A 14,536-nucleotide genomic window follows, 5' to 3' on the forward strand; every position below is an offset into this window, starting at 1 on the left:
GGCTCCACCGCGGTTGCGTTGCGCGGCACTCCCCCTCCACCAGCCTTCGGCCGGTCCCCCTCCCCGCGTGGCGGGGAGGATTTAGGAAGAAACGATGTACCAGTACGACACCTACGACCAGTCGATCGTCGATGCCCGCGTGGCCGAGTTCCGCGATCAGGTTGAACGCCGCCTGTCGGGCCATCTGACCGAGGATCAGTTCAAGCCGCTGCGGCTGATGAACGGCCTGTATCTCCAGCTGCACGCCTACATGCTGCGCGTCGCCATCCCCTATGGCACGCTGTCGTCGACGCAGATGCGCGTGCTGGGCGATATCGCGCGCACCTATGATCGCGATTACGGCCATTTCACCACGCGCCAGAACCTGCAGTTCAACTGGATCAAGCTGGCCGACACGCCCGACATCCTCGAAAAACTGGCTAAGGTCGAGATGCATGCCATCCAGACCAGCGGTAACTGCATCCGCAACATCAGCTCCGACCAGTTCGCCGGCGCCGCTGCCGACGAGCTGACCGATCCGCGCCCATGGGCCGAACTGCTGCGCCAGTGGAGCACGTTCCACCCCGAATTCAGCTACCTGCCGCGCAAGTTCAAGATCGCCGTTATCGCCGCCGAAGAGGACCGCGCCGCGATGCGCCTCCACGATATCGGCCTGCGCATCGTCGAACAAAACGGCGTGGCGGGCGCGCAGGTCTATGTCGGCGGCGGCATGGGCCGCACCCCGATGATCGCGCCGCTGGTCAACGACTTCGTGCCACTCGGTGACCTGATGAGCTATCTCGAAGCGTGCCTTCGGGTCTACAATCGCTACGGCCGGCGCGACAACATGTACAAGGCGCGGATCAAAATTCTCATCCACGAAATCGGCGTCGACAAATATCGCGCCGAGGTCGCCGAAGAGTTCGCGCATATCAAGACGCTGGGTATCGATCCGCCCCAGGCTGAATTCGACCGCATCGCCGCCTTCTTCGCCGACCCCGCCTTTGCCGATACGGCAAACGACGCCCCCGTCGACCGCAGCGAGGCAGGGTTCGCGGCATGGCTCGACCAGAACACCCATGCCCATAAGCGCGCCGGCTACACGATCGTCACGATCAGCCTGAAGCCCGCCGGCGGCATCCCCGGCGATGCGTCCGCCGATCAGATCGATGCGATGGCCGACCTCGCCGAAGCGTACAGCTTCGCCGAACTGCGCGTGACCCATGCCCAGAACATCGTTCTGCCGCATGTCCGCTCGGCCGATCTGCGCGCGGTGTATGACCGGCTGGTCGCGATCGGGCTGGCCGAGGCGAATCTCGACCTCATCACTGACATCATCGCCTGCCCCGGCCTCGATTATTGCAGCCTCGCCAATGCCCGCTCGATTCCACTGGCGCAGAAGATCGCCACCCGCTTCGCCGATCCGGTGCGGCAGCGGGACCTGGGCGAACTCAAGCTCAAGATCAGCGGCTGCATCAACGCCTGCGGCCACCATCATGCCGGGCACATCGGTATCCTGGGCGTCGACCGGAAGGGCACCGAGAATTTCCAGCTGCTGCTCGGCGGATCGGGTGCGCAGGACGTGTCGCTGGGCAAGATCACCGGCCCCGGCTTTTCCGAAGACGGCGTGGTCGACGCGATCGAGCGGGTGACCGACCGCTATCTCGCCGAACGCGAACAGGGCGAGCGCTTCGTCGACACCTATCGCCGGATCGGCATGGAGCCGTTCAAGGAGGCCATTTATGGCTGAGCGAAACGCCGTTTTCCCGGCCAACCCCCACACGCTTTACGCCGAGCATGGCTATTCGCCCGCGGTTCGTGCCGGCGACCTGCTGTTCGTATCGGGACAGGTCGGTGCCCGCGCCGATGGCACGCCCGAGCCCGATCTGGCCGATGAGGTCGCCTTGGCCTTTGCCAATCTGCGTGATGTGCTGGCCGGCGCAGGCGGCACCCCGGCGGATGTGATCGACGTGCACCTGTTCACGACCGATCCCGATGCCGTTTTCCCGCTGCTGTTCGCCCATCACCCCGCATATTGGGGCGAAGGCCCGCTGCCTGCGCTGACCGCCGCTGGCGTCACCTGGCTCGCCGGCTTCCGGTTCGAGATCAAGGTTATCGCGCGCATTCCCAATGAAGGAGCCGCCACATGAGCGAGCCGCTAAGCCTGCGCGACGATGCCGCGCATGACGAACCCGCCGTGACGCTCGACGCGTTCCTCGGCCAATCGAACGCCACAGCGGTGCGGATCGAGGCGGGTGACGATGCCCGCCTGCTGTTGCCGCACATCGACCGGCTGGCGCTGGTCGAGGTCAGCTTTCCCAAGTTCCGCGACGGGCGCGGCTATTCCTCGGCAAGCATCCTGCGGGAAGCGGGCTATACCGGCGAACTACGCGCGGAAGGCGACGTGCTGGTCGATCAGATTCCGCTGATGCGCCGCTGCGGCTTCGACAGCTTCGCACCTGCCGCGCCGGTCGATCCGGCGGCACTGACCCGCGCGCTCGACCGCTACGATCACGGCTATCAATCGGCGGCCGACGGGCACGTTCCGGTGTGGAAACTGCGCCATGGCTGAGGCCGATTCCGACCTGCGCCTCCGCGACCGGATCGATATCGCGCCCCGCTTCACGGCTGCCGATGCCGAGGCACTGAACGCACGCTTCGACGGCGTGCCGACGCAGGCGATGCTGGCGACGGCGCTTGGTGAAGGGCTGCTCGGCCGCGTTGCCGCCGTGTCGTCGTTCGGTGCGGAATCGGCGGTGCTGCTGCACCTGATCGCCTCCGTCGATCGCTCGGTGCCGGTCCTGTTCCTCGAAACCGGCAAGCATTTCCCCGAAACGCTCGCCTATCGCGACATGCTGGTTCGTAGGCTGGGGCTGACCGATTTTCGCAACCTGACGCCCGATGCCGACCTGCTGGCGGCACGGGACGCGACGGGCGAGCGCTGGTCCTACGACCCCGATGGCTGCTGCGATCTGCGCAAGGTCGAACCGCTGGCGCGCGGACTGCTCGGCTTCGATGCGAGCTTTACCGGGCGCAAGGCGTTCCAGTCGGCGACGCGCACCGCGCTCCCCCGCTTCGAAATCGACACGTCGGATGCGGTCGGTCGGTTGAAGGTCAATCCGCTCATCACCTGGACCCCGGCGGATATCGATGCCTATTTCGCGCAGCACGACCTGCCGCGCCACCCGCTGGTCGAACAGGGGTTTCCCTCGATCGGATGCCAGCCCTGCACCAAGCAGGTGAAGCTGGGCGAAGACCCGCGTTCGGGGCGATGGGCCGGGTTCGACAAGGTGGAATGCGGCATTCACACCCCGCTGCCCGACGTCGATGCGAACCTGCCCGGCGCCTGACGCCGACTTGCCCCCGGGCGACTTCGGGGGCAAAGCGGCGCAATGCAGCAATCGGCAGTCGCCTATTTCACCAACGGCCGGATCATCCTCGCGGCCGTGTCGCGCACCGCAGCGGGCGATACCATCGCCACCGACCCGAAATGGTTCGGCAAGTCCGTGAAGAAGGCCGTCATCGCACAGGCGATCACTGAGGCCCTTTCGGCATCCCGCAACAATGTGACCGACCCCACGCCCGATCAGTGGAAGCGCCAGTTCATCCCGTTTCAGGACGCGGCGGCGGTCAAGAACTTCAAGACGTTCATGCGCGACACGAAGCGGGTCGATCTGGAGCGCCGCGATGGAGCGGTCATACTGACGCCGTTCGACAATCTGGGCGTGAACAACGGCTTCGAAGCGCGGGATAGCGAAGTACGAAAGGTCGCGGCAGACGATGGCGAGAGTGCGGCGGGCGCGCTGCTGATCCTGCTCGGCCTGCGGCCGGATAGCAGCCCGTCCGTGGCGAGCGACGCCAACTGATCGCTAGACCATGATGACATGAAACTTGCCCGTTCGTACTGAGTAGGGGCTGAGCTTGTCGAAGACCCGTATCGAAGCATCTGCCGCCAACGATCCTTCGATACGTCCGTTCGACAAGCTCAATGGCTAATCAGGACAAACGGGTAAGCATAAAGTCATCATGCTCTAGCACTGCAGACCTCTGCGAAACCGCTCAAACCGTACCCCCGCGCAGGCGGGGGTACAGCCATGCAGAACAAACGGTTACCGGCGAAATCCTAGGCCCCCGCCTCCACGGGCGCGCGGGGTAACGGTGGAGCGCGCCCCGCCGTTACCCCAACGCCGTCACGCCCAGGCCTTTGTCCGCACCGCATGGTCGGCCGCGCGCGCGGTCAGTGCCATGAACGTCAGCGACGGATTGACGCACGACACCGATGCCATCTGCGCGCCATCGGTGACGTATAGATTCGACGCGTCATGCGCCTGGCTCCACTGGTTCAGCACCGACTTGCGCGGGTCCGCCCCCATGCGTGCGCCGCCCATTTCGTGGATCGCGTCGCCGGGGATATGCGCCCCTTCATAGCTGTGAACATTCACCAGTCCGGCGGCCTTCAGCATCTTTTCGCCCTCGACCCGGGCATCGGCCATCATCTTCAGCTCGTTGTCGCGGAAGGTGACGTCGAACCGCATCAGCGGCACGCCAAAGCGGTCGACCTTGTTCGCGTGCAGCGATACGCGGTTGTCGGCATAGGGCAGGCATTCGCCGAACGCGCCCATGTTGAACTGCCACGGGCCATATTGCCGCATCCCGTGCTTCATGTCCTTGCCGAAGCCGACCGGGCCAGCCGGATCGCGCCGCGCGCTGCCCTGATAGCCATAGCCCCGGCGGAAGCCGACGCCTTCCTCGCCGTTCAGGTTGCGGAAGCGCGGGACATAGACACCGCCCGGCCGCCGGCCGAACTCGATCAGGTCGGTCATGCCCGGAATCTCGCCCGACGCGCCGACGCGGAAGATATGATCCATGACATAGCGGCCCAGCGTCCCGCTGCTGTCGAAATGGCTGCGGCCACCGCCCGCCATCCGCGAATTCATCAGGATCTGCGTCGATGCCATCGCCGACGCGCACAGGAACACCATGCCGGCCTGCACCACCTGCGCCTGACCGGTCTTCGCATCGATGAAGCGGACCCCGGTCACCTTCTTTCGCGCGGCATCATATTCGAGGTTCGTCACGACCGCATCGGATTGCAGCGTCAACCGCCCGGTCGCCCGCGCGGCGGGCAACGTCACCGCCTGCGTCGAGAAATAGGCACCGAACGAACAGCCATTGCCGCACTGGTTGCGGAACTGGCACTTGCTGCGGTTCTGGTCGGGCTTGTCCTCGGTCATGTTGGACAGGCGCGTGTGGATCAGCTTGCGCCCCGGAAACTGCGTCTCCAGCTTCTGCTTCAGCCATTTCTCCGCGACGTTCATCGGCATCGGCGGCTGAAATTCGCTGTCGGGCAGATAGGGCAGATTCTCGCGCGATCCCGACACGCCGATATATTTCTCGACATAGCTGTACCATGGCGCCACGTCGTCATAGCTGATCGGCCAGGCACCATCGATCCCCTCGCGCTGGTTCGCGGCGAAGTCGTCGGCGCTCCAACGGAACGACCACCGGCCCCAGATCAGCGACTTGCCACCGACCGCGCCGGGGCGGATCCAGTAGAATTTTTCGCCCTCGTCGAACGCATAGGGGTTCAGCCGGTCGTCATTGTAGAACTGCCGGCTGCTGGGTGCGACATAGCCGTTCTTGGCGATGAAATAGTCGCTGTCCATCAGCGGCTTGGGCATCATGTTGCGCGCCGGCACTTCATATGCCGGCTTCCCGTCATAGGGATAGCCCTCGATATGCTCGACCATGCGCCCACGGTCGAGCATCAGGACGCGCAGGCCCTTTTCGGTCAGTTCTTTCGCGGCGAACCCGCCGCTGATGCCCGATCCGATGACGATCGCGTCGAACCTGTTGGTGGCAGCCATATGTCCCCTCCCAGGGTATTGTTCTTATTCAGTAGCGAAGGGCGCGCAGCGTCCGGTAGCTGGTCGTGATGTCGGGCAGATAGGGTGCCGGTGCCTGATCGTTCTCGACATAGAAATGGCGGACGCCCTTGCTGCCCCGGCGGCGGAACAGCGCGGCGAAGTCGGTCTTGCCGGCGCCCACCGCGCACATGCTGCCATCGGCGCGCGCATCCTTGACGTGATAGGCATAGAGCCGTGGCCCCAGCCGGTCGATCCAGCCGCCGACATCCTCGCCCGCATGGCCGACCCAGTAGAGGTCGAGTTCGACCTTCACGAGCGCGGGGTCGGTTTCCTTCAGCAGCCGTTCGTACAGGCTGACCCCGCCCGGCTTCACCGTAAATTCGAAGTCGTGGTTGTGATAGGCGAAACCCAGCCCGGCTTTCCGCAGATCACGCGCGAAGCGGTTGATATTGGGCAGCGCCTGCGTCCAGCCCGCTTCGTTGCGATATTCGTCGGTCATGTACGGCAGGATCACCGTATCGGCGCCCAGCGTCTTGGCCATCGCGACCTGCTTGTCGAACGACCCCAGCAGCGCGTCATAGCCGATATGGACCGACGGCGATTTCAGCCCGAGCCGGTCCATCGTCCGCCGCAGCATCTTGTGATCCATGGCGTCATAGCCGCCACCGCCATATTCGACCTCGCGATAGCCGATCTTCGCGATCGAGGTCAGCGTCGCCACCGGGTCCTTCTGGAACAGGTCGCGCACGGTGTAGAGCTGGATACCGACCGCGCCGATCTGCGCGGCGGATGCGGTGCCGGTGGCGGCCAGCGCGGCGACGCCGCCCGCCCCGATCAGGAAGTTCCTGCGATCGATCATCATGCGCTATAGACCTTGTTGACCTTGGAATAGGGAAAGGCGCCGTCATATTCGCCGGGCACCGGCAGATATTCGCGCTCCTGCGTCATGCCGATTTCCGACGTGTAGTAGCCGGCGAGGACCAGCTGGCGGAACGCTTCGAAGAAGGTCTTGCCGCCCTGTATCCGGTCGTTCATCGCCAGCGTCAGCAGCGCATCCTGCTGCGCCGGCGTCGCCTTGGCAGTCGATACGCGATAGTCGGCCATCGACTTCGCCTCGATCGCGTCCAGCCCGGCGATGATCGGCACCCGCTCGGCCGGATAGGACCAGTCGGCCAGCAGCTTTTCGATATATTGCGGCACCCCGGCGGCGATCGCGCCCGGCGTGTCGGTGGTCGGCAGCACCCGTTCGCTAAGCGCCGTCATCGCCGCGCGCTGCACCGGGGTGAATACCGCCACGCTCGGCGGGCCTTCGCTGATGGCCGGGACCGGCGTCGTCACCGGCCCGCTGGCCCCCGCCGCCCGTGCGAGCGGGGCGTAGAGCGCGGTTCCGAACATCGCCGCGACGCCAGCCAGCGCCGTCCTGCGGTCGATCATTTCATCGTCTCCTTCAAATCCTGCGCAATCGCGGCTTCGGGCAAGGGGCGGACCCAGATGTTGCGGAACGACACCGGCGAATCATGGTCCTGCAACTGGATTGGCGCGGCATCGCCATGCGCCGTGTACTTCGCGACCTGCCGCCACACGGTCGTGCCCAGCATCGCCTGATGGTTCTGGACCAGTACCCCGTTCAGGAACGCGGTGACATAGGCGGGGCGGACCAGCGACCCGTCGGTGGCAAAGCGCGGCCGTTCGAACACGATGTCATAGCTCTGCCACTCGCCCGGCGCGCGCGCCGCATTCACCAACGGCGGCTTGAAGCCATAGACCGCACCGACCGTGCCGTCGGCATAGGTCGGGTTCCGGTATCCATCGAGGATCTGGACCTCGTAGCGCTGCATGAACCACACGCCGCTATTGCCGCGATCCTGCGACGATTTGGTCGGCGGGTTGGGGCTGCGGAATTCCAGGTGGAGCTGCACGTCGCCGAAGCTCCGCTTGGTGACCAGCGCATTCTCGCCACCGGCGCTGGCGCGCGACGGCACGGTCATCGCGCCGTCCTTGATCGGCCACGCCATACGCTGCGGCGTCCATGCGTCGAGCGAGCGCCCGTCGAACAGCACCACCGCATCCGACGGCGCACCGCCCGGCTGCTTTGCCGGGGTCACGACCACCGGTGCGGGACGGTCGGCATCATGGACCCGCCATTGCCCGCCGGGCAGCATCGGCGTGTCCTTGAACCCCGGCTTGTCCTGCGCGATGCCGGATGTTGAGAGCGTTATCAACGTCGCGCCAAGCGCGACCATCGTGCGGAGCGTCATCCGTCCCTCCCCCTTTTAAGCCTGGTCGATCCGGCGATAGGCGGCGACCAGCGCCTCTTCGCCCGCGCGACCCTTTATCGAATTGCCATGTTCCATGCCGATCACCCCGGCATAGCGTTTGCCCTGCAACCAGCGAACGATCGTCGCATAGTTGATCTCGCTCGTGCCCGGCTCGTTCCGGCCCGGATTGTCGCCGAACTGGATATAGCCGATCTCGTCCCAGCAGGCGTCGAGCGTCGGGATCAAATTCCCCGACTGAATCTGTTCGTGATACAGGTCGGCCAGCACCTTCACGCCCGGACTGTTCGCACCGCGCGCGACGGCATAGCCCTGCGCCACAGTCTGCATGTAGACGCCGGGATGGTTGGTGCGGGTATTGAGCGGCTCCATCACCATTGCGATCCCGTGCGGCGCGACGATCTCTCCGGCGCGGCGCATCACGTCGATCACCCGCGCGGTCTGAATATCCAGCGGCACCTTCGGGTCCATGAAGCCGGTCACCACCGTCATCCGCGTCGCCGACAGCCGCTTCGCAACGTCAATCGATGCACGGATATCGGCCAGGAACGCCTCACGCTCCGCACCGTCGGTCGCGCCCAGGATCGGCCGCGACTGCGCCCATTTCGGCATGGAGGCGACGAACACCCCCATCGTCATACCGCGTTGCTGCAACGCCTTCGCCATCGCCGTCTGTTCGGCGACGCTGCGTAAGGCGGCCTCGTTATCCTCCCACGCGGTAAAGCCCTGATCGGCGGCAAAGGCGATCTGTTCGATCCGCCCGCCCCGGCTGGCAAAGCTGCCCTCGTGTGGGGCAAACTTCAGCGAGAAGCGCGCGGCGTTGGACGGCGGGCGCTGTGCCGCGCCGACGCCGGTGGCCAGCGTTGCCGCCGCAGCGCCCGCCATCACCGTGCGGCGCGACACACCGCTCATTTGGCCGACGTCAGATAGGCGATGACCGCCGCGCGCTTTGCCGCATCGGGCGTGGCGATCGGCATCCGCGTGCCCGGCACCTTCTTGGTCGGGCCGGCAAGATATTCATCCAGCGTCTTGGCATCCCAGCGCAGCTTCGACGCCTTCATCGCAGGCGAATAGTTGAAGCCCGCGACCGATGCCGCCGGCCGTCCGACCACACCGTTCAGGTTCGGGCCGATGCCGTTGCGCCCGCCCTTGTTGACGGTGTGGCACGCCTTGCACGCATTGAACGCCGCCGGTGCGGCGGCCGGCGTCTGCGCGGTCGTCGGCGTTGCGGTGGCAAGCAGCGCGACGGTCGCGCTGGCCCCGGCGATGGCGATTCCCATCAGAAACTTCATCGATACTCTCCCGATACATGGGTCCATTTGGCGTCGGATGCGGCGTTCGCGATCATCGCCTCGATAAAGGCCATGGTGCGCACACCGTCGGTCAGGCCGGGCACGAACCGCGTGCCGTTACCGCGAATCTGTGCGGCAAAGCCTTGATACAGATTGGCAAATGCCTCGATATACCCCTCTGGATGACCCGAGGGTGTACGCAGCAATGCCTGGGTCGCCCCGCCCAGCCCCGGACCGCCGGCGCGGACCACTTCAGTCGGCCGGTCGAGCCAGCGCAGGGTGAGCGTGTTCGGCTCCATCTGCGCCCATTCGAGCGTGCCCAATTCGCCCGACACCCTGAGCTTCAGGCCATTTTCCTCGCCCGCCGCGACCTGACTAGCCTTCAGCGTGCCCCGCGCGCCGCCTTCGAAACGCAGCAATGCGCTCACGTCGTCGTCCAGCCGGCGACCGGGGACATGCGCCGTCAGATCGGCCGACAGCGTATCGACCCGGATACCCGCGATATGTTCGGCCAGATGGAACGCATGGGTCCCGATATCGCCCAGGCAGCCGCCCAGTCCCGCCTTGGCCGGATCGGTGCGCCATTCGGCCTGCTTATTGCCCTCGCCATCGATCGGCAGGCTCAGCCAGCCCTGCAGATATTCGACCTGCACCACCCGGACCTTGCCCAGATCGCCGCGCGCGACGCGGGCGCGTGCCTCCTCGACCAGCGGATAGCCGCTATAGGTAAACGCCAACGCGAATTTCGCCCCGCCCGCTTGCGCGGCAGCGGCGATGGCGCGCGCTTCGTCGCCGTTCATCGCCATCGGCTTTTCGCAGAAGACGTTGATTCCGGCTTCCAGTGCGGCAATCGCCATCGGCGCGTGCAGATGGTTGGGCGTCACGATCGCCAGCGCATCGATCCGCTCGCCGACCGGCAGCGCCTGTTCGCCCGCGATCAATGCGTGGATATCGCCATAGACGCGTGCGGGGTCGAGGTTGAGCGCCGCCCCGCTGCGCGCATTGCGATCCGCATCGCTGCTGAACGCGCCGGCAACCAGTTGCCAGTCGCCGTCCAGTGCCGCCGCATGACGATGGATCGCGCCGATGAACGCCCCTTCGCCACCGCCGGCCATACCGAGCTTCAGGGGTCGACCGCTGCTCATTCCGGCGACAATCCCATCAGCGTGCGGATCGCGGCGCGATCGACGCCGCTCGCCGCGAAATCATCGAACGGATGATCGGTCAGGCGGATCATATGCGCCTCGATGAACGGCGCCCCTTCGGCGGCACCATCCGCCGAGTTCTTCAGCGCGCATTCCCATTCCAGCACCGCCCAGCCGTCATAGCCGTACTGCGCCATGCGGCTGAACACGCCCGAGAAATCAACCTGCCCGTCGCCCAGCGACCGGAACCGCCCGGCGCGATCGACCCAGTTCTGATAGCCGCCATAGACGCCCGACCGTCCGGTCGGGTTGAACTCCGCATCCTTCACATGGAAGCACGAGATGCGGTCGTGATAGCGGTCGATGAAGTCGAGATAGTCGAGCTGTTGCAGGACATAATGCGACGGGTCGAACAACAACCGCGCGGCATTATGGCCCTTCACCGCCTCAAGGAAGCGCTCCCACGTTGCGCCGTCGTGCAGGTCCTCACCGGCATGGACCTCGAACGCGCAGTGCACGCCATTGTCCTCGAACACGTCGAGGATCGGGGTCCAGCGCCGCGCCAGTTCGGCGAACGCTTCCTCGACCAGCCCGGCGGGCCGCTGCGGCCACGGGTAGACGTATGGCCAGGCCAACGCGCCGGAGAAGGTCGCGTGTGCCTTCAGCCCCAGCTTCGCGCTGGCCTTTGCCGCCATCGTGACCTGCTCGACCGCCCAGACCTGCCGCTCGGCGGGCTTGCCGTGGACTTCGGGCGGCGCAAAACCATCGAACAGCGTGTCATAGGCGGGATGGACCGCGACCAGCTGACCCTGCAAATGGGTCGACAGCTCGGTCACTTCGATACCGTGCTGCGCCAGCTTGCCGGTCAGCTCGTCGCAATAATCCTGGCTTTCCGACGCGGTCTTCAGGTCGATCAACCGGCTGTCGCACGGAATCTGCACCCCGACATAGCCGAGGCTGGCCGCCCATTCGGCCATGTTCTCAAGACTGTCGAACGGGGCCTCGCTGCCCATGAACTGGGCGAGGAAGATGCCCGGTCCCTTCATGCCCGTCATGCCAGCGTCTCCTTGCGGTCGTCGCGGAAGGTAAGTTGGAACAGCAGCGCGATCGCGGCGGCGGCGATCGCGGGATAGACCCACATGCCCTGCCAGTCGGCGATGGTCGGGTTGGCGGGCAACTGCGCATAGAGCAGCGCGCCGATCTGCGACCCGAGCAGCATGCCGACGCCATAGGTGAACAGCGTCAGCATGCCCTGCGCCTGCGCATTCACACCCTTAGGCGCGGCGATGATCCCGGTGTAGATGGCGCCGGCGACGAAGAAGAAGTCGTAGCACACGCCGTGCAGCGCGACACCCAGATAGACCGCCCAGATCCCCGACCCGCCGTCACCGATCGCGAACAAGGCATAACGCAGCGCCCACGCGGCCATGCCGACCAGCAGCAGCGGCTTCACCCCGAAGCGGCGATAGAGCCACGGCATCGAGAACATGAACACCAGCTCGGACATCTGCCCGATCGCGAGCGTGCCGCCGACATTCTCGATCCCGGCCGCGCCGACATAGGGCGAGGCATAGGCATAATACATCGCCAGCGGGACCGAGATCAGCGTCGCGCACAGGATGAAGATCAGGAACGACTTCTGCCGCATCAGCCCGAACGCCTCGACGCAGAACACCTGCGCCAGCACGCTGCCGCCCTGGGGTTTGTCGGCTTCCACGGCCGGCAAGGTGATGCTGTAGAGGCCGAGCGCCACCGACACCACCGCTGCGACGGTGAAGATCTGCGGGCTGGCCGACAGCCCGGCCCAACCGATGATCAGGCCCGACGCGATCCAGCCGATGGTGCCGAACGCGCGGACGAACGGGAAATTGTCGGTCCGCTCGCCAAAGCTCTTCAGCGCGATGGTGTTCGCAAGGCCGACGGTCGGCATGTAGAGGATCATATAGCCCAGCAGCAGCCAGACGAACGTGCTGCCACGTTCGGGCGTGATGAGCGAAGGCATCAGGAACAGCAGCACGCCACCGACCAGATGCAGGATCACCATCAGCGTCTTTGGTGCGACATAGCGCGTCGCGACCATGCCGAGCAGCAGCGATCCGACGATCGAGGCGATCGGCCCCATCGAAAACGCATTGCCGATCAGATTGCCGATACCGACCGTCTGCATCACGAGGCCGAGCGTGACCTGCCACGCGCCCCAGATGAAAAACTGCATGAACATCAATGCGCTCAGCCGGACGGTCATCCCGCCATCGACCGACGCGCGACTGCGACGCCCAACACCCTCCGCAATGGCCATGCGCCATCCCCTCCGCGGTTTTATCTGCTAATTGCACGCGAGGCTAAGTAGATATGACAGCGCTGTAAAGGCTAATGTAACCGGTTTCACCGCTTTTGCGGGATTCGATGGGTCGCGGCGTATCCCGCAAGTTGATAACGTTCACTGATCCGGGCTGCGGCAATGGCGATCGATGAACGCCATATGGTCCGGCATCGCCCGCACCCCCGAATCCATCGCCGCCGCGATCCGGGTCATGCGATCGTCCAGTTCGGCATCGCTTAGCAGGTCGGCGATCGGGTGATGGCGTTTCGGCACGACATTCTGCCCATGCAGCACCGCCAGCCAGCTCGTCTCGCTGAACAATTCTTTGTCGTGGCGATAGAGCCGCGCATTCTCGCGGAAGATCGCGATGCGCTCGGCCAGCGAATCGGGGATCGCCATAGCGCGACACCGGCGCCAGAACGGACTGTCGTCGCGCGCCGTCGCCTTGTAATGCAGGACCAGGAAGTCGCGGATTTGTTCATATTCCGCCCGCGTCCGCCGGTTGTAATAATCGATGTCGGGCTGGTTGAACGACCGGTCGGGAAAATTGGTCAGCAGCCGCGCGATGCCCGACTGGATCAGGTGGATCGACGTCGATTCCAGCGGTTCGAGAAACCCCGACGCCAGCCCCAGCGCGACGACGTTGCGATCCCACGCCTTGCGCCGGATGCCCGCCGTAAAGCGCAGGAAATTGGGCCCGGCCAGCGCCTCGCCGTCCAGTCCGGCGTCGAGCATCGCCAGCGCGGTTTCATCATCGGCATAGTCCGAACAATAGACATGGCCGTTGCCGGTGCGCGATTGCAGCGGAATGCGCCAGCGCCACCCGACGCTGGTCGCGGTCGCCCTGGTATACGGCGTCGGGTCGGCCACCCGTGAACAGGGCCGCGCTACCGCCCGGTCGCACGGCAGCCATTCGCGCCAGTCGTCATACCCCGCCTGCAACGCTCCCTCGATCAACAGCCCGCGAAAGCCCGAGCAGTCGATGAACAGGTCGCCGCCGACGCTGCGGCCATCGTCCAGCACGACATGATCGACATGGCCGTTGCCACCGTTCAGCACGACATCGACGATCCGCCCCTCGATCCGCTCGACGCCCGCCGCCTCGGCACGTTCGCGCAAATACCGGGCATAGAGCGCGGCATCGAACTGGAACGCGTAGGAGATGCCGCCGAGCGGCGATCCCGGCCGGCTATGGTCGGGCCGCTGGAACTTGCCCGCGCGCGCTGCGCCCACGCCGATGCTGTAGCGATCGAGCGGCAGCGCCCCGCCCATCTGCGCCTGCCGGTACCAGAAATGATGGAAGTGCAGCCCTTCCATCTCCTGCCCATAGCTGCCGAACGGGTGGATATAGCGCTCGCCGATCGCGCCCCAGTCGACGAACTCGATGCCGAGCTTGAACGTAGCGCAGGTCCGCCGGACGAACTCGTCCTCGTCGATTCCCAGCAGGCGGTTGAAATACTGGATGTGCGGGATCGTCGCCTCGCCTACGCCGACCGTCCCGATTGCTTCGGATTCGACCACGCGGATCGCCATGCCGCTGCCCGAGAGGATGCGGGAGAAGGCGGCAGCGGCCATCCATCCGGCGGTGCCGCCGCCGACGATGATGATGCTGCGGATATTGCCGTCCTTCATGCCGCCTCCGCCGGGCAATACG

At 65.3% G+C, this 14,536-nt stretch carries 15 protein-coding genes; 5 read left to right on the forward strand and 10 right to left on the reverse strand.

The window, feature by feature from the left end; genetic code table 11:
* Nucleotides 1-94 precede the first annotated feature (94 nt).
* The 5 genes from ASE58_RS01640 to ASE58_RS01660 are packed head-to-tail and all read left to right on the forward strand — an operon-like array spanning nt 95 to nt 3,845.
* A complete protein-coding gene (locus ASE58_RS01640; protein WP_055817348.1) occupies nt 95-1,729 on the forward strand; it encodes a nitrite/sulfite reductase in 1,635 nt (544 codons plus the stop codon).
* On the forward strand, nt 1,722-2,129 hold the full coding sequence (locus ASE58_RS01645) for a Rid family hydrolase (protein ID WP_055817350.1): 408 nt from the start codon (nt 1,722-1,724) through the stop codon (nt 2,127-2,129). The genes ASE58_RS01640 and ASE58_RS01645 overlap by 8 nt, the downstream gene beginning before the upstream one ends.
* Nucleotides 2,126-2,551 carry a DUF934 domain-containing protein gene (locus ASE58_RS01650; protein ID WP_055817351.1) on the forward strand — a complete coding sequence of 142 codons (426 nt, stop codon included), beginning with the start codon at nt 2,126-2,128 and terminating at the stop codon, nt 2,549-2,551. Before ASE58_RS01645 ends, ASE58_RS01650 begins: the two co-directional genes overlap by 4 nt.
* Nucleotides 2,544-3,329 (forward strand): phosphoadenylyl-sulfate reductase, encoded by a 786-nt coding sequence (locus ASE58_RS01655; protein ID WP_055817353.1) that lies wholly within the window; start codon nt 2,544-2,546, stop codon nt 3,327-3,329. The genes ASE58_RS01650 and ASE58_RS01655 overlap by 8 nt, the downstream gene beginning before the upstream one ends.
* Nucleotides 3,330-3,371: 42 nt before the next feature.
* Nucleotides 3,372-3,845 (forward strand): hypothetical protein, encoded by a 474-nt coding sequence (locus ASE58_RS01660; RefSeq protein WP_055817355.1) that lies wholly within the window; start codon nt 3,372-3,374, stop codon nt 3,843-3,845.
* 324 nt (nt 3,846-4,169) lie between these two features.
* On the opposite strand, the gene ASE58_RS01665 is transcribed toward ASE58_RS01660, so the two are convergent.
* The 10 genes from ASE58_RS01665 to ASE58_RS01710 form a co-directional block, all read right to left on the reverse strand.
* Nucleotides 4,170-5,846 (reverse strand): GMC oxidoreductase, encoded by a 1,677-nt coding sequence (locus ASE58_RS01665; RefSeq protein ID WP_055760588.1) that lies wholly within the window; start codon nt 5,844-5,846, stop codon nt 4,170-4,172.
* Between the two features lie 28 nt (nt 5,847-5,874).
* On the reverse strand, nt 5,875-6,705 hold the full coding sequence (locus ASE58_RS01670; protein WP_235513453.1) for a sugar phosphate isomerase/epimerase family protein: 831 nt from the start codon (nt 6,703-6,705) through the stop codon (nt 5,875-5,877).
* On the reverse strand, nt 6,705-7,280 hold the full coding sequence (locus ASE58_RS01675; RefSeq protein WP_055817358.1) for a gluconate 2-dehydrogenase subunit 3 family protein: 576 nt from the start codon (nt 7,278-7,280) through the stop codon (nt 6,705-6,707). Before ASE58_RS01675 ends, ASE58_RS01670 begins: the two co-directional genes overlap by 1 nt.
* A complete protein-coding gene (locus tag ASE58_RS01680; RefSeq protein ID WP_055817359.1) occupies nt 7,277-8,104 on the reverse strand; it encodes a 3-keto-disaccharide hydrolase in 828 nt (275 codons plus the stop codon). Before ASE58_RS01680 ends, ASE58_RS01675 begins: the two co-directional genes overlap by 4 nt.
* Before the next feature lie 15 nt (nt 8,105-8,119).
* Nucleotides 8,120-9,034 (reverse strand): hydroxypyruvate isomerase family protein, encoded by a 915-nt coding sequence (locus ASE58_RS01685; RefSeq protein WP_055817361.1) that lies wholly within the window; start codon nt 9,032-9,034, stop codon nt 8,120-8,122.
* A complete protein-coding gene (locus ASE58_RS01690) occupies nt 9,031-9,414 on the reverse strand; it encodes a c-type cytochrome (protein WP_235513454.1) in 384 nt (127 codons plus the stop codon). Before ASE58_RS01690 ends, ASE58_RS01685 begins: the two co-directional genes overlap by 4 nt.
* Complete coding sequence (locus ASE58_RS01695) at nt 9,411-10,559, reverse strand: Gfo/Idh/MocA family protein (RefSeq protein ID WP_055817363.1); 1,149 nt, start codon at nt 10,557-10,559, stop codon at nt 9,411-9,413. The genes ASE58_RS01690 and ASE58_RS01695 overlap by 4 nt, the downstream gene beginning before the upstream one ends.
* The gene (locus tag ASE58_RS01700; RefSeq protein WP_055760571.1) at nt 10,556-11,614 is read right to left on the reverse strand and encodes a sugar phosphate isomerase/epimerase family protein; all 1,059 of its coding nucleotides are present in this window, start codon (nt 11,612-11,614) and stop codon (nt 10,556-10,558) included. The genes ASE58_RS01695 and ASE58_RS01700 overlap by 4 nt, the downstream gene beginning before the upstream one ends.
* A complete protein-coding gene (locus ASE58_RS01705; RefSeq protein ID WP_082467535.1) occupies nt 11,611-12,858 on the reverse strand; it encodes an MFS transporter in 1,248 nt (415 codons plus the stop codon). Before ASE58_RS01705 ends, ASE58_RS01700 begins: the two co-directional genes overlap by 4 nt.
* 141 nt (nt 12,859-12,999) lie before the next feature.
* Nucleotides 13,000-14,514 (reverse strand): tryptophan halogenase family protein, encoded by a 1,515-nt coding sequence (locus ASE58_RS01710; protein ID WP_055817365.1) that lies wholly within the window; start codon nt 14,512-14,514, stop codon nt 13,000-13,002.
* Between the last annotated feature and the right edge of the window lie 22 nt (nt 14,515-14,536).

Source organism: Sphingomonas sp. Leaf9 (genome assembly GCF_001421355.1).
In the GTDB taxonomy this organism is placed as follows: Bacteria; Pseudomonadota; Alphaproteobacteria; order Sphingomonadales; family Sphingomonadaceae; genus Sphingomonas.